Origin of the sequence: Xenorhabdus sp. PB30.3 (assembly GCF_963895965.1) — a bacterium.
GTDB classification, from domain to species: Bacteria; Pseudomonadota; Gammaproteobacteria; order Enterobacterales; family Enterobacteriaceae; genus Xenorhabdus; species Xenorhabdus stockiae.
Genome location: NZ_CAWQMW010000035.1, coordinates 1 through 26273 on the forward strand (window position 1 = coordinate 1; position 26273 = coordinate 26273).

25 protein-coding genes are annotated in these 26273 nt (G+C 41.7%); 19 read left to right on the forward strand and 6 right to left on the reverse strand.

What is annotated here, in order from left to right; translation table 11 throughout:
• The first annotated feature begins 188 nt into the window (after nucleotides 1–188).
• The 17 genes from ltnD (at nucleotide 189) to hemB (ending at nucleotide 17422) form a co-directional block, all read left to right on the forward strand.
• The gene (gene ltnD, locus AACX38_RS03170) at nucleotides 189–1103 is read left to right on the forward strand and encodes an L-threonate dehydrogenase (RefSeq protein WP_228863517.1); all 915 of its coding nucleotides are present in this window, start codon (nucleotides 189–191) and stop codon (nucleotides 1101–1103) included.
• Complete coding sequence (otnK, locus tag AACX38_RS03175) at nucleotides 1093–2367, forward strand: 3-oxo-tetronate kinase (RefSeq protein ID WP_228863518.1); 1275 nt, start codon at nucleotides 1093–1095, stop codon at nucleotides 2365–2367. Before ltnD ends, otnK begins: the two co-directional genes overlap by 11 nt.
• A 175-nt stretch (nucleotides 2368–2542) precedes the next feature.
• A complete protein-coding gene (otnI, locus tag AACX38_RS03180; protein WP_228863519.1) occupies nucleotides 2543–3322 on the forward strand; it encodes a 2-oxo-tetronate isomerase in 780 nt (259 codons plus the stop codon).
• 28 nt (nucleotides 3323–3350) lie between these two features.
• Nucleotides 3351–4118: a DeoR/GlpR family DNA-binding transcription regulator gene (locus AACX38_RS03185; RefSeq protein WP_228863520.1), complete on the forward strand. Its 768-nt coding sequence runs from the start codon at nucleotides 3351–3353 to the stop codon at nucleotides 4116–4118.
• 313 nt (nucleotides 4119–4431) lie between these two features.
• Nucleotides 4432–5820, forward strand: a complete 1389-nt coding sequence (locus AACX38_RS03190) for a GntP family permease (RefSeq protein WP_370630601.1) — start codon at nucleotides 4432–4434, stop codon at nucleotides 5818–5820.
• Nucleotides 5821–6003: 183 nt separating this feature from the next.
• Nucleotides 6004–7383: a GntP family permease gene (locus tag AACX38_RS03195; protein WP_228863522.1), complete on the forward strand. Its 1380-nt coding sequence runs from the start codon at nucleotides 6004–6006 to the stop codon at nucleotides 7381–7383.
• Nucleotides 7384–7631: 248 nt separating this feature from the next.
• On the forward strand, nucleotides 7632–8387 hold the full coding sequence (udp, locus tag AACX38_RS03200; RefSeq protein ID WP_099122196.1) for a uridine phosphorylase: 756 nt from the start codon (nucleotides 7632–7634) through the stop codon (nucleotides 8385–8387).
• Between the two features lie 171 nt (nucleotides 8388–8558).
• Nucleotides 8559–9347 (forward strand): tyrosine-protein phosphatase, encoded by a 789-nt coding sequence (locus AACX38_RS03205; protein WP_228863523.1) that lies wholly within the window; start codon nucleotides 8559–8561, stop codon nucleotides 9345–9347.
• A gap of 108 nt (nucleotides 9348–9455) precedes the next feature.
• Nucleotides 9456–9992: a DedA family protein gene (locus AACX38_RS03210; RefSeq protein WP_255712006.1), complete on the forward strand. Its 537-nt coding sequence runs from the start codon at nucleotides 9456–9458 to the stop codon at nucleotides 9990–9992.
• A gap of 128 nt (nucleotides 9993–10120) precedes the next feature.
• Complete coding sequence (gene rmuC / locus AACX38_RS03215; RefSeq protein WP_228863524.1) at nucleotides 10121–11503, forward strand: DNA recombination protein RmuC; 1383 nt, start codon at nucleotides 10121–10123, stop codon at nucleotides 11501–11503.
• Between the two features lie 198 nt (nucleotides 11504–11701).
• Entirely contained in the window at nucleotides 11702–12457 is a 756-nt protein-coding gene (ubiE, locus tag AACX38_RS03220) for a bifunctional demethylmenaquinone methyltransferase/2-methoxy-6-polyprenyl-1,4-benzoquinol methylase UbiE (protein ID WP_228863525.1), read from the forward strand.
• A gap of 1 nt (nucleotide 12458) precedes the next feature.
• A complete protein-coding gene (gene ubiJ, locus AACX38_RS03225) occupies nucleotides 12459–13112 on the forward strand; it encodes a ubiquinone biosynthesis protein UbiJ (protein ID WP_099122199.1) in 654 nt (217 codons plus the stop codon).
• A complete protein-coding gene (gene ubiB, locus AACX38_RS03230; protein ID WP_228863526.1) occupies nucleotides 13099–14727 on the forward strand; it encodes a ubiquinone biosynthesis regulatory protein kinase UbiB in 1629 nt (542 codons plus the stop codon). Before ubiJ ends, ubiB begins: the two co-directional genes overlap by 14 nt.
• A 110-nt stretch (nucleotides 14728–14837) precedes the next feature.
• Nucleotides 14838–15098: a twin-arginine translocase TatA/TatE family subunit gene (tatA, locus tag AACX38_RS03235; protein ID WP_228863527.1), complete on the forward strand. Its 261-nt coding sequence runs from the start codon at nucleotides 14838–14840 to the stop codon at nucleotides 15096–15098.
• A gap of 9 nt (nucleotides 15099–15107) precedes the next feature.
• A complete protein-coding gene (gene tatB / locus AACX38_RS03240) occupies nucleotides 15108–15491 on the forward strand; it encodes a Sec-independent protein translocase protein TatB (RefSeq protein WP_228863528.1) in 384 nt (127 codons plus the stop codon).
• Between the two features lie 3 nt (nucleotides 15492–15494).
• Nucleotides 15495–16274, forward strand: coding sequence for a Sec-independent protein translocase subunit TatC (gene tatC / locus AACX38_RS03245; protein WP_228863529.1), 780 nt, complete (start codon nucleotides 15495–15497; stop codon nucleotides 16272–16274).
• Between the two features lie 131 nt (nucleotides 16275–16405).
• Entirely contained in the window at nucleotides 16406–17422 is a 1017-nt protein-coding gene (gene hemB / locus AACX38_RS03250) for a porphobilinogen synthase (RefSeq protein WP_099122204.1), read from the forward strand.
• A gap of 72 nt (nucleotides 17423–17494) precedes the next feature.
• Here hemB and dxs read toward each other — a convergent pair whose 3' ends face one another.
• From dxs to xseB, 3 genes are all read right to left on the reverse strand, one after another.
• Entirely contained in the window at nucleotides 17495–19360 is a 1866-nt protein-coding gene (gene dxs, locus AACX38_RS03255) for a 1-deoxy-D-xylulose-5-phosphate synthase (protein ID WP_228863530.1), read from the reverse strand.
• Nucleotides 19361–19658: 298 nt separating this feature from the next.
• On the reverse strand, nucleotides 19659–20576 hold the full coding sequence (ispA, locus tag AACX38_RS03260; RefSeq protein ID WP_099122265.1) for a (2E,6E)-farnesyl diphosphate synthase: 918 nt from the start codon (nucleotides 20574–20576) through the stop codon (nucleotides 19659–19661).
• Between the two features lie 4 nt (nucleotides 20577–20580).
• Nucleotides 20581–20838, reverse strand: a complete 258-nt coding sequence (gene xseB, locus AACX38_RS03265; RefSeq protein WP_086955388.1) for an exodeoxyribonuclease VII small subunit — start codon at nucleotides 20836–20838, stop codon at nucleotides 20581–20583.
• 248 nt (nucleotides 20839–21086) lie between these two features.
• Here xseB and thiI point away from each other — a divergent pair, with 248 nt between their 5' ends.
• Nucleotides 21087–22535 (forward strand): tRNA uracil 4-sulfurtransferase ThiI, encoded by a 1449-nt coding sequence (thiI, locus tag AACX38_RS03270; protein ID WP_228863531.1) that lies wholly within the window; start codon nucleotides 21087–21089, stop codon nucleotides 22533–22535.
• A gap of 80 nt (nucleotides 22536–22615) precedes the next feature.
• On the opposite strand, the gene yajL is transcribed toward thiI, so the two are convergent.
• On the reverse strand, nucleotides 22616–23212 hold the full coding sequence (gene yajL, locus AACX38_RS03275) for a protein deglycase YajL (protein ID WP_228863532.1): 597 nt from the start codon (nucleotides 23210–23212) through the stop codon (nucleotides 22616–22618).
• Nucleotides 23175–24086: a 2-dehydropantoate 2-reductase gene (gene panE, locus AACX38_RS03280; protein WP_228863533.1), complete on the reverse strand. Its 912-nt coding sequence runs from the start codon at nucleotides 24084–24086 to the stop codon at nucleotides 23175–23177. The genes yajL and panE overlap by 38 nt, the downstream gene beginning before the upstream one ends.
• A 182-nt stretch (nucleotides 24087–24268) precedes the next feature.
• Here panE and AACX38_RS03285 point away from each other — a divergent pair, with 182 nt between their 5' ends.
• Nucleotides 24269–24760: a YajQ family cyclic di-GMP-binding protein gene (locus AACX38_RS03285; RefSeq protein WP_099111550.1), complete on the forward strand. Its 492-nt coding sequence runs from the start codon at nucleotides 24269–24271 to the stop codon at nucleotides 24758–24760.
• A 118-nt stretch (nucleotides 24761–24878) separates the two neighbouring features.
• On the opposite strand, the gene AACX38_RS03290 is transcribed toward AACX38_RS03285, so the two are convergent.
• The gene (locus AACX38_RS03290) at nucleotides 24879–26246 is read right to left on the reverse strand and encodes an MFS transporter (protein ID WP_228863534.1); all 1368 of its coding nucleotides are present in this window, start codon (nucleotides 26244–26246) and stop codon (nucleotides 24879–24881) included.
• Nucleotides 26247–26273: the final 27 nt, after the last annotated feature.

Here is a 26273-nt window from a genome sequence, read left to right on the forward strand (position 1 = left end):
TGTTAATCACATGAATATGTGAAATGTTTTTTTATCCAAATATTTAAAAATTGTTTAAATTCAATTGATTATAAATAAATTTTGTTGTTGGTGATAAACCTTGAGTGTGATAACCATCGTTTTTTTGTGAAATTATCTATGTGAAGATCAGAGAAGTAATAAAGAGTCAAAAAACACCAGGGAACCTCATGAATAATTTAATACAAAAAATAGGGGTTATAGGGCTGGGGGCGATGGGAATGGGGATCGCCCAGTCTTTAATAAAAGCAGGTATTTCAACCTATTGCTTTGATATAAATGATAAAGCCTGCGAGCAATTAAAACAAAAAGGAGCAATAGGTGTAGCTAATAGTCCAGCAAAGTGGGCATCAGAGTTTGATGTTCTCTTATTTGTTGTGGTTAATAGTACACAAATCGAAAATATCCTATTTGGTGGAGAATACCCATTAGTCAAGCAGCTTAAGGCTGGTACTTGTATTGTTATACATAGCACTATTTCTGCTGAGCAGGCGCAAAATTTTGCTATTCGTTTACAGGAGTATTATATCAATATGCTTGATGCCCCAATTTCAGGAGGTGCACTTAAAGCTGAACAGGGGAAATTAACTATTATGGCCTCTGGTTCTTCTGAGTTGTTTGAACACATAAAACCGATTTTTGATGTTATCTCAGAGCGTTTATATTACGTTGGTAACAAAATTGGCCAGAGTTCAATGATTAAAATGGTCCATCAATTATTGGCTGGGGTACATATTGCGGTTACAGCGGAGAGCATAGCTTTTGCCGCTAAAGCAGGTATTTCATTAGATTTGATGTATGAAATAGTAACCCATGCGGCAGGTAACTCATGGATGTTTGAAAATCGAGCTCCTCATATTTTGGCCGGAGATTATACGCCTAAATCTTCTGTGGATATTTTTGTTAAGGATTTGGGAATTGTACTTGAAGCTGCGGAGACGATGAAATTTCCGTTGCCAATGGCTGCAACTGCACATCAGATGTTTCTGGCGGCCAGTAATGAAGGGTTTGGTCAGTGGGATGATAGTGCCGTTATTAAGACATTTAAAGGTATAACTTTACCAGAGAAAAGTGATGACCATTAAGTTGGGTGTTATTGCTGATGACTTTACAGGAGCAACTGATATCGCCAGCTTTATGGTTCAAAATGGCTGGCGGGTTGTTTTATTATTTAGTATTCCTGATAACCGCACATTTATCCCACATGATGTAGATGCAATTGTTATTAGCTTAAAAATTCGTTCATGTCCTGTTGAGGAGGCTCTTGAGCAATCTCTTAAAGCTTGCGAATGGCTTCGGAAAATAGCCTGTTGTTCAAGATTTTTTTTCAAATATTGCTCTACTTTTGATTCCACAAAGGAAGGAAATATCGGTCCGGTTATAGATGTTTTGATGGATGAACTTCAAATAGATCTTTGTTTGATTTGCCCCGCGCTTCCTATTAATGGGCGGACAGTAGTCCATGGATATTTATTCGTTAATGGACAACTATTAAATGAAAGTGACATGCAATATCACCCAATCAATCCGATGAAAGATTCTAATCTGCTGCGATTGATAGAACAGCAATCAAAAGGTTTCGCAGGATTAGTTGATATTAATTGTGTACGCCAAGGCGAGTTATCTATTCGGGAGCATTTGCATAAATTGCGTTGTAAAGGTGCCCGTTACGCTGTGGTAGATACTTTGCTTATGGATGATTTACTACTCATAGCAAAAGCTATTCCTGATATGGCATTTGTTACTGGTGGTTCAGGATTAGGGGGAGCAATTGCTCGTTATTACACTGGACATAGTCCAAAAAAAACCTCGTCAATGAAAACGCTCCCATCTATCCGAAATAAAAAGGCAGTCATTCTTTCAGGAAGTTGTTCTACGATGACATATCAACAAGTCACCAAGTACCAAAAAGAAGCACCAACAATGGCACTAGATATCGATGAATGCATTAATAATTCTGATTATGTTCATCTTTTAGTTGACTGGGTTATTCAGCAGCCAATAAAAGGTTTGGCACCTATGTTGTATAGCACTCAGCCACCTGGAGTATTAAAACTGATTCAGGAGAAGCATAGGTTTTTGCAACTCAGTAAAATAATTGAACAAATTTTTGCTCAAATTGCTAATGAGTTGAGGAAGAGAGGTTTCAATACTTTTATCCTCACAGGAGGAGAAACTTCTGGCAGAGTTGTGCAAAGTTTAGGTATTCGTCAGGTAGAAGTTGGTGCGGTTATTGCCCTTGGAGTTCCTTGGGTATATGACTTGCACAGTGATTGTTGGTTAGCATTAAAATCAGGCAATTTTGGTGAGGTTGACTTTTTTTATCATTCTCAGAAGATATTTCATTAATTAAGAAAAGTGACCAACAATATCAGTGAGTCGAAAAATATAAGGTAGCATCGATGAATATTAAGTCGAAATATGGCTTATTGTGAGTACTCACGTGTATTTGAGCGTCTATCTGGGGATTAAATATAGTTACGATAGTTGGATTTTTTTACGCTAAATATGACAGGGATTAATTGTGTGCAAATTTTCTTCTAACCTGAGCATGATGTTTAACGAAGTTCCTTTTATTGAGCGCTTTGCCCGAGCATCAGGAACAGGTTTTAAAGGTGTAGAATATTTGTTTCCTTATTCTGAATCAGTTGAAAGGCTTACTGCATTATTACAAGAATACCAACTTACACAAGTATTGTTCAATATGCCTGCGGGAAATTGGGACAGTGGTGAGAGAGGTATTGCTTGTTTACCTGGACGCGAAACAGAGTTTGCCGATGGAGTGCATAAGGCTTTGGAGTATGCTTTGTCATTAGAGTGTAAACAACTTCATGTCATGTCTGGGAAATTAGACGAAAGATTTACACTAGAGCAGCAGAAGGAATGTTTTATTGCTAACATCCAGTATGCAGCGGATATTATAGCTAAATTTGATATAAAAATACTAATTGAACCAATTAATATTTTTGATATTCCAGATTATTTTCTCACTGGACAGAGACAGGCTGAGTCATTGTTGAAAGACATTAATCGTAAAAATGTTTTTATTCAGCTAGATCTCTATCATTGTCAGATTATGGAAGGTAATTTATTGCAAACTATAGAGCGTATGTGGGGGAAGTTTAATCATATTCAGATTGCTTCAGTCCCGGGTCGCAATGAACCAGATATTGGTGAAATTAATTATTTCTGGTTGTTCAAAAAACTAGATGAAATGGGTTATCAAGGGTGGGTTGGATGTGAGTATTATCCGGCAAGTAGTACAGAAGCAGGGCTTGGATGGTTAGCAAAAGCTCAATCGTGATTATATAGTAAATGTAGCAGGAGAGCTAATGAACCCTACAGAGCGCAGAGATTTTATTTATCGTCATTTACATGAACATCAGGAGGTTTTAATCAGTAATTTAGTTGAATTACTGAATGTTTCACATATGACAGTGAGGCGTGACATCCGCGTTTTGGAAGAAGAAGGAAAAGTTATTAGCGTTACGGGAGGAATTCAGTTAAATGATGCTATACGCCAAGAGTTACCTTGGAGTGAAAAGGTATTAATCAATCATAGAAGTAAGAGAGTTCTTGGTAAATACGCAGCGTCATTGGTGAAAGATGGGCAGGTAGTTTATTTGGATGCTGGAACGACAACATTTGAAATTGCTCAAATACTAGCAAAGCGTTTCAATTTGACTATTGTCACGAATGATTTTTCTATTACACAGTCTTTGATGGATAAGCCGCAGTTAAATCTCTTTCATACTGGAGGATTAGTCGATAAACGTAATTATTCTTGTGTTGGTAATAGTGCTGCGATGGTATTGCGTAATTTGAATATAGATATTGCATTTATTAGTACTAGCTCATGGGATCTTGAACATGGTGTTTCTACTCCTCACGAGGAAAAAGTTTTTGTAAAACAGACGTTATTGGAAATTTCACGTAGAAACATATTGATCTCAGATAGTAGCAAATATGGTAAGTATGGTATGTTTCGTGTTTGCTCACTTTCTAGTTTGAATGACATTATATGTGATGAAAAGTTACCATTGCTGATACAGCAGCAATTACATGAATTAAATGTAGAGTTACACATTGTCAATGTATAGACAATATAAAAAATAAATTATTAGAGTATTGTTTTAATTTGAATATATAATTGTACGTTATATTGATTAGTTCACATAACGTTAGTTTTTACACCTTGATGTTTTATTTATAATGTTGGGTTAAATTTATTCTGATATATATTTATGGTTATCCAGTTAGTTACAGGTTGATAATGGTTAATTACTATTTTAGATAAAATAATTAGTATGTTAGGGATGATTTAATATGAGTTTTTTTTGATGATTGAAATTTATACTGACAGATTGTTTAATAATAATTTTTTCCTTCGCGTATGTTTCAGGATGAGGTTTTATTGTGTCAACTTATGTTCCAGTAATTGGATTGGGAGTATCTGTCTTCACTTTGGTTTTTTTAGTCTTACGCACCCGCATTCATGTATTAATTGCGATGTTAATTTCCGCAATAATTGCAGGAATTACAGGTGGGTTAACTATAACCAGCATTGTTGCTGTGATTGGTAAAGGATTCGGTTCAACTTTAGGTAGTACAGGTATTGTAATTGGGTTGGGCATAATGATAGGTAAGATATTAGAGGTTTCTGGGGCGATGGAAAAAATTGCCTATAGTTTGATAAATGTGTTGGGGAAAAAACGTGAAGAGTGGGCACTGGCAATCACAGGTTATATTGTCAGTATACCTATATTTGTCAACTCAGCTTTTGTCATTCTCTATCCTTTAGCAAATGCTTTGGCAAAGAAAGGAAAGAGGAACATATTGACGATGGGAGTCGCGTTGGCTGGAGGATTAGTGGTAACTCATCATGTTGTTCCTCCTACACCGGGACCTCTTGGTGTTGCTGGTATTTTCGGTGTGGATATAGGTGCAATGATGCTGATAGGTATGGCATTATCTCTTCCATGTGTTATTGGGATTACTTTTTATGCTAAATGGTTGGCAACTAAATATCCTGAATCTAATTTATTAGATGAAGAAAGAAATCTACAAGATTTGAGAGAAATTCACAAAAGTTATATAGAAAATAAAATAAATAAATCATTACCAAGTTTATCTAATTCAATTTTCCCTATTATTTTTCCGCTTTTATTAATTTTCATTAAAGCTATTAATTCATTAATTTTTGGTGGTGGTTCAGTTTCTGATCGAGAATTATATTTATATCTTCAGGTTTTTGATTTTCTAGGAGAGCCAATCATTGCTCTGGCAATTAGTGTATTATTAGCAAGTTATACTCTGATACCTAAAGTTAGCAAAGATGAAGTAACCGAGCATTTGGAAAATGGTTTAAAAATGGCCGGTATGATTCTTCTTGTGACTGGGGTCGGTGGATCTCTGGGGGCTGTATTACATGAAAGTAGAACGGGGATAGTGTTGGCATCTTATATTGCTAACTTACCTATCACTCCAATTCTGATCCCATTCATTATTTCAACACTAATGCGTTTGGTTCAGGGATCTGGCACGGTAGCAATGATTACAGCAGCCTCTATTTCAGCACCTATAATTAGCCAGCTTCCTGATATTAATATGTTAGTTGCTGCCTTAGCTGCGACAATGGGGTCATTATTCTTCGGTTACTTCAATGACAGCCTGTTCTGGATGGTTAACCGGATGATGGGTATTAAAGATGCAAAACAACAGATGATTGTCTGGTCAATTCCTACCACCATTGCATGGGGGATCGGGCTGTGTGGTATATTACTTCTTAATCTTATCATGTAGGTTATCGTGATGGCGCTCAAAAGAAGCGCCCTTCTTTTTCTCAAACTATCTAAATATCCCTTTGTTAACCTATACCAAGACATCAATTTCTAATAAGCCCACTTCAACGCAACTTGTAACAAGTGCTTTGTCCAGCATACCATGCACCTTTCTCGCCAATAATACAGATTGAAACGGGGTTTTATGGTTGATTTTTACATTCCAGTTATTGGATTGGGAGTGGCGGTATTTTCGCTGATTTTTCTGGTTTTACGTACTCGTATTCATGTGCTTGTTGCTATGTTAATTGCTGCAGTTATTGCAGGAATATCGGGTGGCCTGAGTATGGGCCATGTTGTTGATGTTATTGCTAAAGGGTTTGGTACGACATTAGGTAACATTGGTATCGTGATTGGGCTGGGAAGCATGATGGGGCGGATATTGGAAGCTTCTGGTGCAACGGAGAAAATCGCCTATAGTCTGATTAAATGGCTGGGTAAAAGGCGCGAAGAGTGGGCACTCGCAATTACCGGCTATATTGTTAGTATTCCTATATTTGTTAATTCGGCTTTTATCATCCTTTATCCGCTGGTAAAAGCGTTAGCGAAGAAAGGTAAACGGAATGTATTAACGTTGGGTGTAGCACTGGCCGGTGGATTAGTGGTGACTCACCATATTGTTCCGCCAACGCCGGGGCCGCTTGGTGTGGCCGGAATATTTGGGGTAAGTGTCGGCAAGGTTATGCTGGTGGGGATGATACTGGCAATCCCGTGTGTTATTGGCATCACCTGTTATGCTAAATGGCTGGAGACTAAATACCCTGAATACCTGCTTGTGGAGGCAGAAGGAAATCTGCAAGAAATTCATCAGCAATATATGGAAGAAAAAGCCAGTAAGCCTTTACCGGACCTCTTCATTTCTCTTTTACCTATCGTTGTACCTATCGTTCTTATTTTTACCAGCGTTATCAATGGACTGTTGTTAAAGACAGCACTATTTGCAGGGAAGGATGATGATCTTTATTTTCAGGTTTTTAATTTCCTTGGATCACCGATTATTGCTCTGGCGATAAGTGTGTTACTGGCGATTTATAAACTTATGCCAAATGTCAGCAAACATGAGGTAATAGAACACTTAGAAACTGGTTTGCAGACGGTAGGGATCATTTTATTAGTATCGGGAGCCGGAGGAGCCCTAGGCGCTGTGTTAAATGAGGGTTCAACCGGGACAATCGTGGCGCAATATGTTGCCAGTCTGCCGATCACGCCTGTTCTGATCCCTTTTATCATCGCCACGTTAATTCGTATTATTCAGGGTTCAGGTACTGTCGCTATGATAACCGCAGCCTCTATTTCTGCACCGGTTATCAAACAGATACCAGATATTAATATGCTGGTCGCCGCTCAGGCTGCAATGGTGGGAACACTGTTTTTCAGCTATTTTAATGACTGTTTTTTCTGGGTCGTAAATAGGATGATGGGGATAAAGGATGTGAAAAAACAGATAATCATTTGGTCCATTCCGACCACCATTGCGTGGGGAATCGGGTTGTGTGGAATATTACTCCTTAATTTCATCATGTAAGTGTTCCAATGGTGCTCAAAAAGGGCGCTTTTTGTGACTACTCTTCGAATATTGTTTCTATTTCAGCTTTATACTCACAGTGTTACCTATATACATTAAATTGTGACTTTAATCACAATTTAATGTATGCGTTTCTTTTTAAATTCAATTAAATGTGACTTTAATCATTAAAAAGTGTCAGAGTATTTACTAGATTTAGGTATCTCCATTTTATTTGGATTTTGAATTATTTCCGTTGAGGGGCCAATATGTCTGATGTATTTCACTTAGGTATCACCAAAAATGACTTACAGGGTGCAACCCTGGCTATTGTTCCAGGCGATCCTGATCGTGTTGAGAAGATTGCAAGATTGATGGATAACCCGGTTCATCTGGCTTCCCATCGTGAATTTACAACATGGCGTGCTGAAATTGACGGTAAATCCGTTGTTGTTTGTTCGACGGGTATTGGTGGCCCATCAACGTCAATAGCGGTAGAAGAGCTGGCTCAACTAGGTGTGCGTACATTCTTGCGTATTGGTACAACCGGCGCAATTCAGGAAAATATTAACGTCGGTGATGTGCTGGTAACCACTGCGGCTGTTCGTTTAGATGGTGCCAGCCTGCATTTTGCTCCAATGGAGTTTCCGGCAGTGGCTGATTTTGAGTGTACTAATGCACTGTACGCTGCCGCGAAAGCATCAGGTACTACAACGCATGTTGGTGTGACAGCTTCTTCCGATACTTTCTATCCGGGACAGGAACGTTACGATACCTATTCTGGCCGCGTTGTTCGTCGTTTTCAGGGTTCAATGAAAGAGTGGCAGGAAATGGGCGTCATGAACTTTGAAATGGAATCAGCAACTCTATTAACAATGTGTGCAAGCCAGGGATTGCGTGCCGGAATGGTGGCTGGTGTGATCGTTAACCGTACCCAGCAGGAAATTCCCGATGTTGAATTGTTGAAGAAAACAGAAAGCAATGCCTTAAGCATTGTTGTTGATGCGGCTCGCCGTTTGTTGTAATTGTTGAAATTATGGGCCGGAATTCTCTGGCCCGATCACCTGAATTTTCCGTTTTCTTTACTTCCTTTCATTCTGAAATCTGATAATGTCATAACATTTTGTATTAAAGATGATTTGTCTCAGCCACAAACTGTCTCAATCGTGCATTAATTTCAATAAAAAAGAGTGATTATGACCACAACCACAACAGTTATATCTCATCCTTCATTACTCCCCTTAAATGGCGGTATTAACTTCCGCGATTTAGGTAACAGAACACTAAGTAACGGTTCTAAGATCAAATCAGGTCTGTTATTTCGTTCAGGCTCTCTGGATATGCTGACTGATAACGATCAGATTTTCTTGGCTGAACAGAACCTTTTCCAGATCATCGACTATCGTGATAGCAGTGAAATTATAGATAGGCCAGATCAGGTATGGAGTGGTGCGAGCTATCATCATGCTCCGGCTAACCCGCTTTCCAAAGAGGTTGATGCTAATTTCGACAAGCTAAGTCATGAGGCGCTGGAACAGTTTGACGCTAAAGATTTTATGTTGCGGTTATATCAATTGCTACCAATTAATAACCCGGCTTATAAGACATTAGCCAGTTTATTATTACAGCCGGAAAAAGGTGGAATTGTACAACATTGTGCTGTTGGTAAAGATAGAACAGGAATCGGTTCTGCTTTGGTATTGTTTGCTCTGGGGGCGGATCTGGATACCGTAATGGAAGACTATCTGGTAACTAATATTACTCTGACACCATTTCGGGAATATTTATTGAATAAATATGCACAAAGTATGAGTGATAGTTTGGTTGAAAAAATGTCTTATGTATTTTCGGTCAGGGAAGAATTTTTAATGACGGCTCTGAACAGTATCAATCAGCATTATGGCAGTGTAGATATCTGGTTGGAGAAAGACGTTGGGCTTGATATGGCTGCTCGGGAAAAATTGCAGAACTATTTTCTTGAATAAAAGTTTTCTCGAGTAAATACACTTTGTTAGCGTAAAGAAAAGCAAGGTTAGCACCAGTTTATTGATTTGCTGCTAACCTGAAGCTCAGTAAAGATTAACACAGGAAAGATGAATGTGAGCTTGCATGAAGTCGTTGAAGTAATTACTAATTTTGTAAAAAATCATGAAGCATGGGCAATCCCCATTATTTTTCTGCTCGCTTTTGGGGAATCCTTAGCATTTATATCTTTGTTATTGCCAGCCACGATCATTCTGCTAGGGTTAGGAGCGTTGATTGGTGAAAGCGGGTTAAATTTCTGGCCAATATGGATTGCAGCAGCAGTAGGCGCATTCTTTGGTGACTGGGTTTCTTATCTGTTTGGCTATCATTACAAAGAAAATGTCGGCCAGATGTGGCCTCTTTCACGTCATCCACAAACCTTAGTACGCGGGCATCAATTTTTTGAACGTTGGGGAATATGGGGGATTTTTATTGGTCGTTTTTTTGGCCCTTTAAGAGCCGCAGTTCCTTTGGTCGCAGGGATTTGCGCGATGCCACAACGTCATTTTCAACTGGCTAACTTTGCTTCTGCACTGATTTGGGCATTCGGTATTTTAGCGCCGGGTGCTTTCGGTATACGCTGGCTTGCAGAGTGGATGGGGTAATTGCGAGCCGCTTTGCAAACTGAAATAAATCCTGTAAACAATCTGGACATCTATACAGCCTCTATTTAACTTACATTAAGGTCAGTCATTGAGCACAGACGCTGGCGTAATGTGAGTGGGGTGTATAGATGGATATCCATTGGTTATATGTGTTAATTGGTGGTTTAAGTGGATTATTGTGCGGGGGGATCTTTGTTTGGTTTTCTGTTCACCAGCGTATTCAATACAAAGAAAGGGAGTTGCGTGAATTACACGGCCAGCTTGCTGTCAGCAATGAAAGGCTGGAACAGTCTCATTACTGGCGTACGGAGTGTGAACAACTCAATCAGGAGCTGCTTGCTCAGCGTGAAATCAACAGCATACAGGAAGCTGAATTACGTGAATTGAGTACCCGTCTTGAAGAGAGCAAGCTGGCAGCTGAAGAAAAACAGCGCCTTTTGATCAATAGTGAACAGCGCCTGAATGCCCAATTTGAAAATCTCGCCAATCGTATTTTTGAACAAAACCGCCGCCGTACAGATGAATATAGCCGCCAAAGTCTCAATGATCTGTTAATGCCTTTTCGTGAACAGCTGGAAGGGTTTCGTCGTCAGGTGCAGGATAGCTTTGGGCAGGAGGCTCGTGAACGCCATACGTTAGCTCATGAAATCCGTAACCTTCAGCAGCTTAATGCTCAAATGGCAAAAGAAGCGATCAATCTGACCAAAGCCCTGAAAGGAGATAATAAAATACAGGGTAACTGGGGTGAGATGATACTGACAAAGGTTCTCGAAGCATCAGGTTTACGTGAAGGGCATGAGTTTCATACACAGGTCAATATTAAAACTGACAACAGCGAACGCTTTCAACCTGACATTATTGTGCATCTACCGCAAAGAAAAGATGTCATTATTGATGCCAAAATGTCACTGCTCGCCTATGAGCGCTATTTCAATAGCGATGATGAAACAGAGCAGGTTCAGGCATTACAGGAACATATTAACTCTATAAGAGGGCATATTCGGGGGCTAGGGCGTAAAAATTACCAGCAGTTACCGGGATTACGTTCGTTGGATTATGTCCTGATGTTTATCCCGGTTGAGGCTGCTTATCTGGTTGCGCTCAATCAGGCTCCAGAAATACTCGATGAAGCGCTGAAACATAATATTATGCTGGTCAGCCCGTCAACACTATTAGTGGCTGTGCGCACGATCAATAATCTCTGGCGCTATGAATATCAAAGCCAGAATGCACGTTTGATTGCCGACAAAGCGGCCAGAATGTATGACAAAATGCGCTTATTCGTGGATGACATGCAGGGGTTAGGGCAAAGCCTCAGTAAAGCACAGGCAAGTTATCATCTTGCGATGAAAAAACTGGCGGAAGGAAAGGGGAATCTCATTAGCCAGGCAGAAGGTTTTCGCGATTTAGGAGTGGATATCAAACGCCCTATTGATTCACAGATTATTGATATACACAATGGATTTCAAGATGCGTCGCGGCGGCAAGGGAACTCATCCCCGGGAGCATAGATAACCTTATGTTTATAAAAACGGTGACTGGGGTGAGTGAGCGTAGCCAACAAAGAGGCAACTTGAAAGACGAAATGTATAAATCTGTCCAATCGTTACCGGTCAATGAACATACCCAATAGATTTTTCCGGATAGGGTTTTATCGGAAAGGCTGGTAAACTTGCTATAATTTTTTGAATGAAAAGCGGACAAAGAAAATGCCAGATCAATCTAAAGAAACCACACATTTTGGTTTCCGTACCGTAGCTAAAGACGAAAAAAAAGATATGGTGGCGGAAGTATTCCACTCCGTTGCAGCAAAATATGATTTGATGAATGATTTGATGTCATTTGGCATTCATCGTATTTGGAAGCGTTTCACTATTGATGCAAGTGGCGTCCGTCGTGGTCATAAAGTTCTCGATCTGGCTGGTGGAACAGGGGATCTGACAGCGAAATTCTCCCGTCTTGTTGGAGAGAAAGGCGAAGTTGTACTGGCAGATATTAATGATTCCATGCTGAAAGTTGGCCGGGAAAAATTGCGTGATAACGGTATTGTCGGTAATGTCAGCTATGTTCAGGCGAATGCGGAAGAATTGCCATTCCCGGATAACTATTTTGACTGCATTACTATTTCATTTGGCCTGCGTAATGTCACAGATAAAGATAAAGCCCTGCGCTCAATGTTCCGGGTTCTCAAACCGGGCGGGCGTTTACTGGTACTGGAATTCTCCAAACCCATACTGGCACCTCTGAGTAAGCTTTATGACACCTATTCGTTTCATATTCTGCCACGAATTGGTCAGGCGGTTGTTAAGGATGCAGACAGCTACCGTTATCTGACTGAATCTATTCGTATGCATCCTGATCAGGAAACATTAAAAGGTATGATGGAAACTGCCGGTTTTGATCTGGTTTCCTATTCCAATATGACCGGTGGAATCGTTGCACTGCATAAAGGGTTTAAATTCTGACATGGAAACTCCCTCATTAAGCCATAGCGTGAATTCTACGGTGCTGTTTCCGGTTTTAACTGCCTTTCTGGAAACAACGCTGAATCACCTGCTGTATCGAGAAACGGTATTGAAATCAGCCCGTATGAGATTAGCGGGCAAAGTGCTTTCCATCGAACTGAAAGAAATTGAAATACCGCTGATACTGGTTTTCAGTGAAAAACAGGTCGATGTTTTGAGTCAGTGGTCAGAGTCTGCTGATTGTTCAATGAAAACCACATTACCAGCCCTGCTTAAATTACGTGATCGCCAATGCCTCTCATCGTTAATCAACAGCGGTGAAATTATTATTGAGGGAGATATGCAGGTTATTCAGCAGTGGTCGGCTCTGCTGGATATGCTGGAATGGGATCCGGCTCATTACCTTTCACCTTATGTTGGCGATATTGTGGCAGAAGGGTTCAATCGGGTAGTGAAAAATAGTATCCGGTTTGCCTGTAATACTGTCTCAAGGCAGAAAAACTACCTGAGTGAATCACTGACTGAAGAGTGGAAAATGGCACCTGGCGCTTTGGAATTGGCTTATTTCAGCGAAGAAGTTAGTGCTGTAGCCAATGAACTGTCTGACATGGAAAAACGTCTGGCAGCGATGGAGAAAAAATATGACGCCCAGTGAAATAAAGCGCCTCTATTTGATCATTAAAGTTTTCCTGACTTATGGATTGGATGAACTGATCCCAAAGATCCGTCTGACATGGCCATTGCGTTTTGGGCGTTATTTCCTGTTCTGGCTGCCTAACCGACACAAGGATAAACCATTAGGAGAACGTTTACGCCTGGCATTACAGGAGCTTGGGCCAGTATGGATTAAGCTTGGCCAGATGCTGTCTACCCGCCGTGATCTCTTTTCTCCTGCAATTGCTGATCAACTTTCTCTCTTGCAGGATCGCGTCGTTTCCTTTGATGGTGCCATTGCGCGTAAATCCATCGAAACCGCATTCGGCGGTGCTCTGGAAACGTGGTTTGAAGATTTTGAACAGCAACCTCTGGCTTCTGCCTCAATTGCTCAGGTACATACTGCGCGTTTGAAAGAGAACGGAAAAAATATTGTCATTAAAGTGATCCGCCCCGATATTTTGCCCGTGATAAAGGCGGATGTCCGTTTAATGTATCGTTTAGCGAATCTGGTTCCTTTATTACCCGATGGCCGTCGTCTTCGCCCACTTGAAGTGGTTCGTGAATATGAAAAAACCTTGCTTGATGAATTGAACCTGTTGCGGGAAGCTGCAAATGCCATTCAACTACGGCGTAATTTTGAAAAGAGTCCGATGCTTTATGTGCCAGAGGTTTATCCTGATTATTGCCGGGAAAACGTACTGGTGATGGAGCGTATCTATGGTATTCCTGTCTCCGATGTTGCTGCATTAGAAGCACAGAATACCAATATGAAATTACTTGCTGAACGCGGTGTGCAAATCTTTTTTACCCAGGTATTCCGCGATAGCTTTTTTCATGCCGATATGCACCCGGGCAATATTTTTGTGAGCTATGAACGCCCGGAAGACCCTACTTATATCGGCATTGATTACGGTATTGTCGGCTCCCTGAATAAAGACGATAAGCGCTATCTGGCTGAAAACTTTATTGCTTTCTTTAATCGTGATTACCGTAAAGTTGCTGAGTTGCATGTGGATTCAGGCTGGGTTCCGGCAGACACTAATGTAGAAGATTTTGAGTTTGCCATCAGAACGGTATGTGAGCCTATTTTTGAAAAACCACTGGCAGATATTTCATTTGGTCATGTGTTGTTGAATCTTTTCAATACGGCCCGTCGTTTTAATATGGCAGTGCAACCACAGCTCGTTTTATTACAGAAAACACTATTGTATGTTGAAGGCTTGGGTCGGCAATTGTATCCACAGCTTGATTTATGGAAAACAGCAAAACCATTTCTGGAAGATTGGCTGCATGATCAGGTTGGTATTCCGGCTATCATGCGAGCGTTTAAAGAGAAAGCGCCCTATTGGGCGGAAAAATTGCCGGAACTTCCTGAATTGGTTTATGGCACACTGCAACAACATAAACGTTTGCAAACGAGCATTGATCAGATATCACTGCAGTTAAAACAACAACGACATAATCAGCAGAAACCCCTTTACTTACTCGGGATTGGTGCAACACTGTTTATCTGTGGCGGTTTGTTTTTTATTTCTAATTTAGTCCATCTAGCATCAGGGTTAATTGGAGCAGGAATAATATCGTGGCTACTGGGCTGGTTTAAACTGAAATAGCGGCTTCTTGACATGATTACATTCTGGGATGGTTGCGGTATTTTCGAACATAAGGTTCGTAGATTATAATAAAAGAATTAATGTTTCTCACGAGCATGAGGTAGATCAGTATGGGTGGTATAGGTATTTGGCAATTGCTTATTATTGCTGCCATTGTTGTCTTGGTGTTCGGCACTAATAAACTACGAACTTTGGGTTCAGATTTGGGTGAGTCGATAAAAGGCTTCAAAAAAGCGATGAGTGATGATGAAAAATCAGATCAGGCAGAAAAAAATAGCCATGATGCTGATTTTGAAACTAAAAACCTCACTGATAAGCCTACGGCTGATCAATCTGAAAAATCAGAGAGTAAAAACAAAGAAAAAGAGTAGGTATAAACCGTGTTTGACATTGGTTTTAGTGAACTGCTATTAGTGCTGGTGCTTGGTCTGATTGTTCTGGGGCCTGAGCGTTTACCTGTTGCGGTCAGAACAGTGGCTGGCTGGATTCGGGTATTACGCTCACTGGCGACAAATGTCCAGAATGAACTTACAAAAGAATTAAAATTACAGGAGCTTCAGGACAGCCTGAAAAAAATGGAAGAAAAGGCAGATTTACAATCTCTCTCTCCAGAATTACAGGCATCAATGGATAAACTGAGGGAAGCTGCTGAATCGCTGAAAGAGTCTTATCAGCTGACTCCCGAAGAAGCTAAAGAGCTGGAAGAAGATGAAACACACTTTCATCCTCCTGTATCTGATAAAAAATCCAATAGTGAACGCTAAAACATGTCGATGGACGATACTCAACCTCTTATCAGTCACCTGATTGAACTCCGTAAGCGGATTCTGAATAGCCTGATTACTGTGCTGGTTGTTTTTCTGGCGCTGGTTTATTTTTCTAACGATATTTATCGGCTCATTGCTGCGCCCTTAATGGATCAACTCCCTGTGGGAGCAAATATGATTGCGACAGATGTCGCATCGCCTTTTTTTACACCAATCAAATTGACCATTATGGTATCCGTTTTTGTTTCGGCTCCGATGATCTTATATCAGGTATGGGCATTTATTGCGCCGGCACTGTATAAGCATGAACGGCGTTTGATTGTGCCATTACTGTTTTCCAGTAGTGTCTTATTCTACTTGGGGATGATTTTTGCCTACTTTGTGGTATTTCCCCTCGTGTTTGGTTTTTTTACCAAAACTGTTCCCACTGGAGTCATGATTGCGACGGATATCAGTAATTATCTGAGTTTCGTTATGGCGCTTTTTATGGCATTTGGTGTTTCATTTGAAGTGCCGATAGCGATTATCCTGCTGTGCTGGAGTGGGGTAGTGACTCCTGAGTCATTAAAAAGAAAACGTCCTTATATTTTGGTCGGAGCATTTGTGGTAGGGATGTTACTGACACCACCTGACGTTTTTTCGCAAACTTTGTTGGCCGTTCCCATGTATTTGTTGTTTGAGCTGGGGGTATTTTTGTCACAGTTTTATGTGGGAAAGCGCAAATTACATGAAACTGAAAATGGCTCTGAACGTGAGACAGACGGTAACCCGAAAAAATAATCAGCCATCAGATAGTCGTGATTATTGCTACAAACTTAAGGGGTTAAGCTTAGTAGTATTAAAAACAATAGTTCGTAATGGCAAAATTAGCCCAGTGTAATCCTGCTGGGTTTTATATTAGGAGAGCAGTAATGAGCTATGCATTTCCAGGTACGTTTCCTGGCCGTCGTATGCGCCGTGTACGCCGCCATGATTTTTCCCGCCGTTTAGTCGCTGAAAATCAACTCACTGTTAATGACTTAATCTATCCGGTGTTCGTGATGGAAGGTACTAATCAGCGTCAGGAAGTGCCTTCCATGCCGGGAGTATATCGTTTGACAACCGATCTTCTGCTGAAAGAAGCCGAAGAGATTGCCCGATTGGGTATCCCTGTTTTGTCTCTGTTTCCGGTTATTGAATCCGATAAAAAATCACTGGACGCGAAAGAAGCTTATAATCCGGATGGTTTGATTCAACGCTCTATCCGTGCACTGAAAGATGCGGTTCCTGAATTGGGGTTACTGACCGATGTAGCGCTGGATCCTTTTACAACGCATGGGCAGGATGGCGTTATTGATCAGGATGGTTACGTTATCAACGATATTACCAAAGAGATTTTGGTCAAACAGGCGTTATCTCATGCAGAAGCAGGGGCTGAAATCGTTGCACCAAGCGATATGATGGATGGGCGTATCGGGGCGATTCGCGAACAACTTGAGAATGACGGGCATGTAAACACGCAGATTATGGCTTATTCTGCCAAATATGCTTCCTGCTATTACGGACCATTCCGTGATGCGATAGGCTCCAGCGCTAATCTGAAAGGTGGCAACAAGATGACCTATCAGATGGATCCGGCAAACAGTGATGAAGCATTGCAGGAAATTGCACAGGATCTACAGGAAGGGGCTGATAGCGTGATGGTAAAACCCGGGATGCCTTATCTGGATGTGATCCGCAGAGTAAAAGATACTTTCGGTGTACCGACATTTGCTTATCAGGTATCCGGTGAATATGCGATGCATATGGCTGCTATTCAGAACGGTTGGCTGAAAGAACAACCTGCAATTATGGAATCGTTACTCTGTTTTAAACGGGCAGGGGCTGATGGGATCCTGACTTACTTTGCCAAACGTGCGGCGCAATGGTTGCATGAGCAAAAGAGCTAATATTTTTTTAAACAAAAATAGCTAAGAAGTAAAACGGATGAATAATAGAAAATATTCATCCGTTGTGACAATTTATTGCTTAAGGTGTTTTTCGATAGCGTTTAAAATGCCCGCGGAATCTAACCCTAAATCAGAATGAAGTTCTTCCTGTGTTCCCTGAGGTATAAAGTAATCAGGTAACCCGAGGTTTAACACTGAAACTGAGTTCCCTGTTTGCATCAACAGTTCATTAACCCCACTGCCTGCACCACCCATGATGGCATTTTCTTCCAGCGTTACCAGTAAATCATGTCGGGAAGCCATCTCCAGAACCAGTTCTTTATCCAGTGGTTTGACAAAGCGCATATCAACAACGGTTGCATTCAGGGGTTCAGCAGCCTGTAGTGCGTTTGGCAGTAATGTACCAAAGTTCAGAATGGCAATTTTCTCTCCCTGACGGCGGATAATCCCTTTGCCAATGGGTAATATTTCCAGTGGCTGAAGCTCTGCGCCTGTGCCCGCGCCGCGAGGATAGCGAACAGCAGCTGGACCGTCTTGATACTGGTAGCCGGTATGCAACATTTGTCGACACTCATTTTCATCACTTGGTGCCATAATTACCATATTGGGAATACAGCGCAGGAATGAAAGGTCGAAAGCACCCTGATGAGTCTGCCCATCCGCACCGACAATTCCACCCCGATCGATGGCAAAAAGGACAGGTAAGTTCTGGATAGCCACATCATGGATGAGTTGATCATAAGCACGTTGCAGGAAAGTCGAGTAAATCGCGACAACAGGCTTATATCCTCCAATTGCCAGACCTGCTGCAAATGTCACAGCATGTTGTTCAGCAATGGCAACATCAAAGTATTGCTCTGGATATTCACGGGAGAAACACACCATGCCCGAGCCTTCTCTCATAGCGGGCGTGATCGCCATAAGTTTTTTGTCAGTGGCAGCTTCTTCGCATAACCATTCACCAAAAATTTTCGAGAATGTCGGGCGGGTATCTGAGCTTTTTGGCAGAGAACCTGTTGAAGGATCAAATTTAGGAACCGCGTGCCAACTGATAGGATCTTTTTCCGCAGGAGCATATCCACGGCCTTTTTTGGTCATGATATGCAGAAATTGTGGCCCTTTCAGATCACGCATGTTTTTCAGTGTCTGAGTCAGTGCCAGTACGTCATGACCATCAACAGGGCCGATATAGTTAAACCCAAGCTCTTCGAATAGCGTTCCGGGAACAACCATACCTTTGAGGTGTTCTTCAGTTTTTTTCAGCAGTTCTTTGATAGGAGGCAGACCGGAAAAGACTTTTTTGCCGCTTTCGCGCAGAGTCGTATACAACTTACCGGAAAGAAGCTGTGCCAGATGGTTGTTCAGTGCACCAACGTTCTCAGATATCGACATTTCATTGTCATTAAGAATGACGAGCATATCGGGATCGATATCTCCTGCATGGTTCATGGCCTCAAAAGCCATACCTGCGGTAATGGCGCCATCACCAATCACACAAACTGTTTTGCGGCCTTTATCTTCATGTTTTGCCGCAATTGCCATACCTAAACCGGCGCTGATTGAGGTTGATGAGTGTCCGACACAAAGCGTGTCATATTCACTCTCATTCCGCCACGGGAAAGGATGGAGGCCATTTTTCTGGCGGATAGTGTTGATACGGTCACGGCGCCCGGTCAGAATTTTATGTGGATAAGCCTGATGACCGACATCCCAGACTAAATTGTCGAAGGGTGTCTTATATACATAATGGAGTGCGACGGTTAATTCGATAGTTCCAAGGCCGGAAGCGAAGTGGCCGCTGGAGCGACTGACACTGTTTAGCAAAAATTGGCGCAGTTCATCGCATAACTTTGGCAACGTGTCTTTAGGTAGCAGGCGAAGCTCTTCAGGGTTTTCCGCCAATGCCAATGTTGGATATTTCGCTATATCAATGCTCATGCTATGCCTGTTAAAATGCTATGCACGTTATATCCTTCGTCTTTCAAGTTGCCTCTTTGTTGGCTAAGCTCATTCGCCCCGGTCACCGTTTTTATAAACATACGGTTATCTATGCTCCCGTGTCTCATTCTCTTGCCGCCGTGATGGCACTCGAAATCCCTTGGATATATAAATTGAAGATTAAGAACCCTGATATTATTAGCATGTAATTGCGGGGGTTCTCCCAAGAAGGCCATATTTTATTTTGAATTTATTTAACTGATAGCTCATCAATTAGCGGTTTTCATGGCCTGAGTTTTTAGCTGTTTCTCTCAATGATGAAGCCCGCCAGCTGTTTTAGAGTCACAGTATTATAGAATTGTTTTTCCAGTTCTGTGAGAGCGGTAATAGCATCTTCATGCAGATCTTTGGCTTTTTTCTGAGCCTGCTCTAATCCCAGTAAGGCGGGATAGGTACTTTTACCAAGCTGCTGATCGTTCCCCTGACGTTTTCCGATAATTTCTGTATTGCCAATGACATCCAGAATATCATCATGAACCTGAAACGCGAGGCCGATAGCTTGGGCATACTGATCGAGTAAAGGTAATACTTCCCGGCCACGTGCACCAGCGCCATATGCGCCAAGCCTGACTGCACAACGAATTAGCGCACCCGTCTTGTGTTGGTGAATTTTTTCCAGAGCTGCCAGATCAATTTGTTTTCCTTCAGCTTGCAAATCCAGTGACTGCCCGCCGCACATACCAGCAATACCACTGGATATTGCTAATTCAGCAACCATCTCAAGGCGATCAGATAGTGCGATATTTGGCATGTCGTGTTTTGCCAGGATCTCAAATGCTAACGACTGCAAAGCATCTCCGGCCAGAATGGCATGATTTTCACCAAATTTTATATGGCAGGTAGGCTGACCACGGCGTAAATCATCGTTGTCCATTGCGGGTAAATCGTCGTGGATCAGAGAGTAGGCGTGAATGCACTCTATAGCGAGGGCTGGCGCATCAAGGCTCTCTTTGGGCAGTCCAAGCATTTCACCTACTGAGTAAACCAGAAATGGCCGCAGCCGTTTTCCACCCAATACAGCACCGTGCTGCATAGCAGTTGCTAATGGGCTACCTAAAAAGGGGAGCGAAGAAAATGTTGCCATCAACTTCTCATTGATATGTTGCTGGCAATTGCTTAATTGCTCTTCAAAAGGAGCCTTACATTGTTCAGACATAAAGTTACTCAGCATCAGGCGAAAATTCATCAAGCGGTGATTGTGCATCATTACTTAATAGAATTTGAACTCGTTGTTCCGCTTGTTGGAGGGTTTTTTGCCCTTGTCTTGCAAGTTGAATTCCGCGTTCAAATTCATTTAATGCATCCTCTAAAGGAAGCTCCCCTGATTCCAGCCGAATGACAATTTCTTCCAGCTCTTTCAGGGATGTTTCAAAAGTCGGTGCCTGCTCGGTTGCTGATGTTCGGTTTGCCTTAGACATAATGATTTAATAGTATGATTATTTAACGAGTTACAGTGAAGTAAATCCGTTACAGAATTGCAGAGTACCCTACTACACTGAAAGAAATAAATCATTCGTTACTACTGTTTTTTTACAGACAAACTGTTTTTTTACAGGAGATATAGTGAGATAGTGTTATACTCTGCGCCCTATCCAACTGACTATTTAAGAACCATCATTGATCCTGCTTGTGATAGTTCAATACTGAATGACTACTATATCTTACTATGAAGTTTATCATTAAATTATTCCCAGAAATTACGATCAAGAGCCAGAGTGTCCGCTTACGTTTTATTAAAATCCTTGCCAGCAATATCCGTAATGTACTGAAAACATTCGGAGAGGGAACTGCTGTTGTTCGCCATTGGGATAATATAGAAGTTCGAACTAAAAATGATAACCTCGGCGCAGAAATTTGTGATGCACTTACACGTATTCCGGGTATTCACCATATCCTGCAAGTAGAAGAGAGAGAGTTTCGTGACTTGCATCATATCTTTGAACAAACCTACGAAACATATGGGCATTTATTGCACGGAAAAACGTTTTGTGTCCGTGTAAAACGCCGGGGTAAACACAGTTTTACTTCCAATGAAGCTGAACGATATATTGGTGGCGGCCTGAATCAGCATATTGAATCTGCCAAAGTGAAGCTGACCCATCCAGATGTGACAGTTAATCTGGAAATTAATCAGGATACACTGGTTCTGGTTAAAGCTCGCCACCCGGGGATTGGCGGATTTCCAATCGGAACACAGGAAGACGTTCTTTCACTGATTTCAGGCGGCTTTGATTCCGGTGTTTCCAGCTATATGCTGATGCGCCGTGGCTGCCGTGTCCACTACTGCTTCTTTAATCTTGGTGGCTCTGCCCATGAAATTGGGGTGAAACAGGTCGCTCACTATCTGTGGAACCGATTTGGCAGTTCCCACAAAGTCCGTTTTGTTGCGGTCGATTTTGAACCGGTTGTCGCAGAAATACTGGAAAAAGTGGATGACGGTCAAATGGGGGTTGTGCTTAAGAGAATGATGGTCAGAGCCGCCTCTAAAATTGCGGAGCGCTATGGTGTTCAGGCAATTGTGACAGGAGAAGCGCTGGGGCAGGTCTCCAGTCAGACGTTGACTAACCTGAGACTGATTGATAATGCTTCAGATACCCTGATCCTTCGCCCTCTGATTTCTCATGATAAAGAGCACATTATCAAGCTGGCTCGCGAGATAGGCACAGAAGATTTTGCCCGTACTATGCCTGAGTTCTGTGGCGTGATCTCTAAAAGCCCGACAGTGAAAGCAGTCAAAGCCAAAATTGAAGCAGAAGAAGATAAGTTTAATTTCGATATTCTGGATCATGTGGTAAGTGAAGCTCAGAATCTTGATATCCGTCAGATAGCTGAGCAGGCTGGTGAGCAGGTTGTAGAAGTGGAAATGGTGACTGAATTTTCTTCTGATGATGTCTTACTGGATATCCGCTCACCGGATGAACAGGATGACCGTCCTCTGAAAATGGAAGGCATCGATATCCATTCACTGCCTTTCTATAAGCTGAGTGCCCAGTTTGGCGATTTGCCAAAAGAGAAAAACTACCTGCTGTATTGTGAGCGTGGAGTAATGAGCCGTTTACAGGCGCTTTACCTGCGTGAACAGGGTTTCCAGAATGTGAAGGTTTATCGCCCTTAATCTGAAAACAGATAAGCTGCTGGCATTATATATTGTTTCCAGCAGCTTATTATTAACAGAATAATTTATTAATAGAACAATTACTGTAGATTTTGGTAATTGTTGATACCCGGTGGCAAAACTAACTGAGCAGCAACTTCTGCGGCAGTATCTTTCCCTTTCAAAAGCTCAATCAGTTTTAAAGCGAAGTCAAAAACAGTCGCAGGCCCCTGACTGGTGAGTAAATTGACCCTCTCATCAAAATAGACCCGCCGATCTATCCATTTTTCTGGCGCGATTTTATCTTTCATGCTGGGGTATCCCGTCATATTACCAATCGGAAAAAGTTGGTGATGTTCCAGGACAATAGCCGGTGATGCACAAATTGCCGCGATGATTTTTCCCTGACTTTGTGCCGTGCGAATTTTTTCCACGACTAGCAGGCTATCACGAAAACATTCCGCTCCTTTTATGCCGCCCGGCAGGATAATGGCATCAAAATCTTCGTCAACAACTTCTACCAGAGGGACATCTGCAACAACCTTAACACCACGTGAGCAGGTTAATATCAGTGCACCATCTGTTGCTGTACTGGCGACGGTGACGCTAATACCGGCTCTGACCAGTAAATCAATAGTTGTGACAGCTTCGGTTTCTTCACTACCGTGAGCGAGACAAATGAGAGCTGAGGCGTTCATATTCCTCCTCCTGTCGTTTGATATAACGATAAATTTGTGCGTTTTCTGTCAGTATCAGCCCATGTACACGGGCCCGAGTTAGTAGAAAACCAGTAATGTAGTCGATTTCCGTACGTCGCTGTGAACGGATATCCTGCCGCATAGATGATGAGTTTTCTGATGTCCGCGTGATGATGTCCATAATGTAATCTATCAGTGTCTGCCTGGAGATCTGAATACCATCATGTTTCATCACTTTATGAACCTCATCACATAAAGCATGGACTTTAGCAATATGATTTAGTAACCCGCCATTTTTGCAATCGTAAAGTACGGTGAGTGGGTTGATAATGCAGTTCGCAGCAAGTTTTAGCCAGCTGATAGCATAAATATCGTTGCTCCAGATTACCTCTGGCAGAGCATCGTTCAGAATATTTGCTAATACACTGAATTTATTCGCATCAGGTATTGTAGAACCAATTTGGGTTATTCCCGGTGATTTATGATAAACAATTCCATTCTCCTGATAGGCTCCATGAGTTGTTACTCCGGATAAAATAGGATTAGGCAGCGGTAAAAGTTCTTCCTGCGTTCCCATTCCGTTATGTAGTAGCAGTATCGGGCAATCGGGGGAAAGTTTGGGGGAGAGATTATTAATAGCATCGGGAACCTGCCAGGCTTTCAGACAAACAAGCAGTAGCTCGCTTTCAGCAAGATGCTTTTCATTATTGGCAAGGACTTGCTGTTCAAATGTTCTATTTTGTAATGTATTAATACGAACAGCTAACGAAGGTTGTGGGACTTTTAGCCATGCCTGAACATGATGCTGTTGTTCAGACAAGGCGGCAAGCCATAATTTTCCTATGGCACCACAACCCAGAACAGTTATTTTCATTGTTCTTCCTTGAGAGATACTTTCAGCGGAAACGTTAAAATTATGCAAGTCTTGCATAAATCTCAAATTACCTAAGGTCGCGGAAATCAGAAAGATCACTTAGCCTGAGAAGTATAGATCTTTTGCCAATAATGGAAAGCGGTTATCATGCCGGATTATTGATTAGCTGGAGGTGACTGGTAATGCCATCATTTGATATTGTTTCAGAAGTTGATATGCAGGAAGTGCGCAATGCAGTAGAAAATGCGCAGAGAGAATTAACCAATCGCTGGGATTTCCGCAATGTCAATGCGAGTTTTGAATTAAACGAGAAGAACGAATCCGTTAAGATCGCGAGCGAATCTGACTTTCAGGTTAACCAACTTATCGATATTCTGCGTGAAAAATTTGCCAAACGAGGAATTGATGGCTCGGTGCTGAATGTTCCTGAAAATATGGTTCATAGTGGTAAAACCTATAGTGTGGAAGCAACCATGCTACAGGGTATTGATACACCGCTAGCGAAGAAAATCGTTAAGCTGATTAAAGACAGTAAGCTGAAAGTTCAGGCCCAAATTCAGGGTGAACAAGTACGAGTTACTGGTAAAGCCCGTGATGATCTGCAAAGTGTGATTACATTAGTTCGCGGTGCAGAGTTGGGTCAGCCTTTTCAGTTTACTAACTTCAGAGATTAACCGTAATATAAGCGGATTATTCTTTTTGGCCTGAGCCAAATATTTAAGGGAAGCCCGTAATTATTTATTACTGTTGCTTCCCTTAATTCTGTACAGATATCGGCTATCCTGAACTTTATTATGAATGGGCAATTACAATCTGTTCTAATTGTTCACGGTTAGTCTGCTTAGTATCTACCTTTATATATGCGCTGAGTTCCTCTGGCACAATCACGACATCTTTCACACCCACCTGAGATCGTATTTCCTTTTCCAGAGCTTCAGGATCACTTAATTGAGCAGGCAAAACTAGCCTGATGCTACTGACATAAGGTGGCTGACGCATGGTAAGGCTGAGAATAAACCAGAATAGAGTAAGAATGATTCCAGCCATAAAGACTAAGGATGCACCTTGTATTTCGTATAGCATACCGCCAAGACTTCCGCCTAACGCCACGCCGATAAACTGGCTGGTGGAATAAATCCCCATCGCTGTACCTTTATACCCTGCCGGCGCTTCTTTACTAATTAATGAAGGTAAAATGGCTTCCATGATATTAAATGCAAGGAAGAAAATCTGAATACCGGCAAATATTCCCCAAAGATGTGAGCCTAAAGACCACAATACAAACTCAGCGATAAATAACATGCCGATGCAAAGCAGGAAAACCTGTTTCATTCGGCGTTTTGTTTCTGCATAAATAATGAATGGTAAAACAGCAACGAAGGAAATAAGCGTAGTAATTAAATAAACTTTCCAGTGTTGCTGGGGAGGAAAACCGACTTTTTCCATAATAAGGGGTAGGGCAACAAAACTCGACATCAATAATGTATGCAGGCTAAGTATACCAAAATTGAGTTTTAGTAGCTGGGGATCAGAAAGTACACGTCGGAAGCTGCCACGAACAATACCGGATTCCCGATTTAATAAGTGTTTATGTGTCGATGGTACTGCGAATAATGTTATTAAGATACCGCAACTGGCAAGGATTGCTATTGTACCAAATAAACCATTTAATCCAATCTGGTGAGTAACAATAGGACCGACGACAATGGCAAAGGCAAATGTGATACCAAAACTGATCCCAATAAACGCCATAGCTTTTGTGCGGTTTTGCTCACGGGTCAGATCCGATAGTAATGCCATAATCGCCGCAGAAATTGCTCCTGTACCTTGCAAAGCTCTTCCGACAATAACACCCCAGATGGAGTCACTAAAGGCGGCAATAATACTGCCTAAGACAAAAATAAGCAGTCCAATGATGATTAAAGGTTTTCTGCCAATTTTATCTGAAAGTAGTCCAAATGGGATTTGAAATATAGCCTGTGTTAAACCGTAGATGCCAATTGCAATGCCGATTAAAGCTTCGGAGGCGCCCCGTAACTCTAAACCGTAAGTTGTCAGGACTGGTAACACCATGAACATGCCTAACATGCGTAGAGAAAAAACGGAACCTAAACCCCATGTTGCTCTGAGTTCAAGGGGAGTCATTTTATTATCGTTCATGGGTACCTCATACCTTCAAAAATTCGA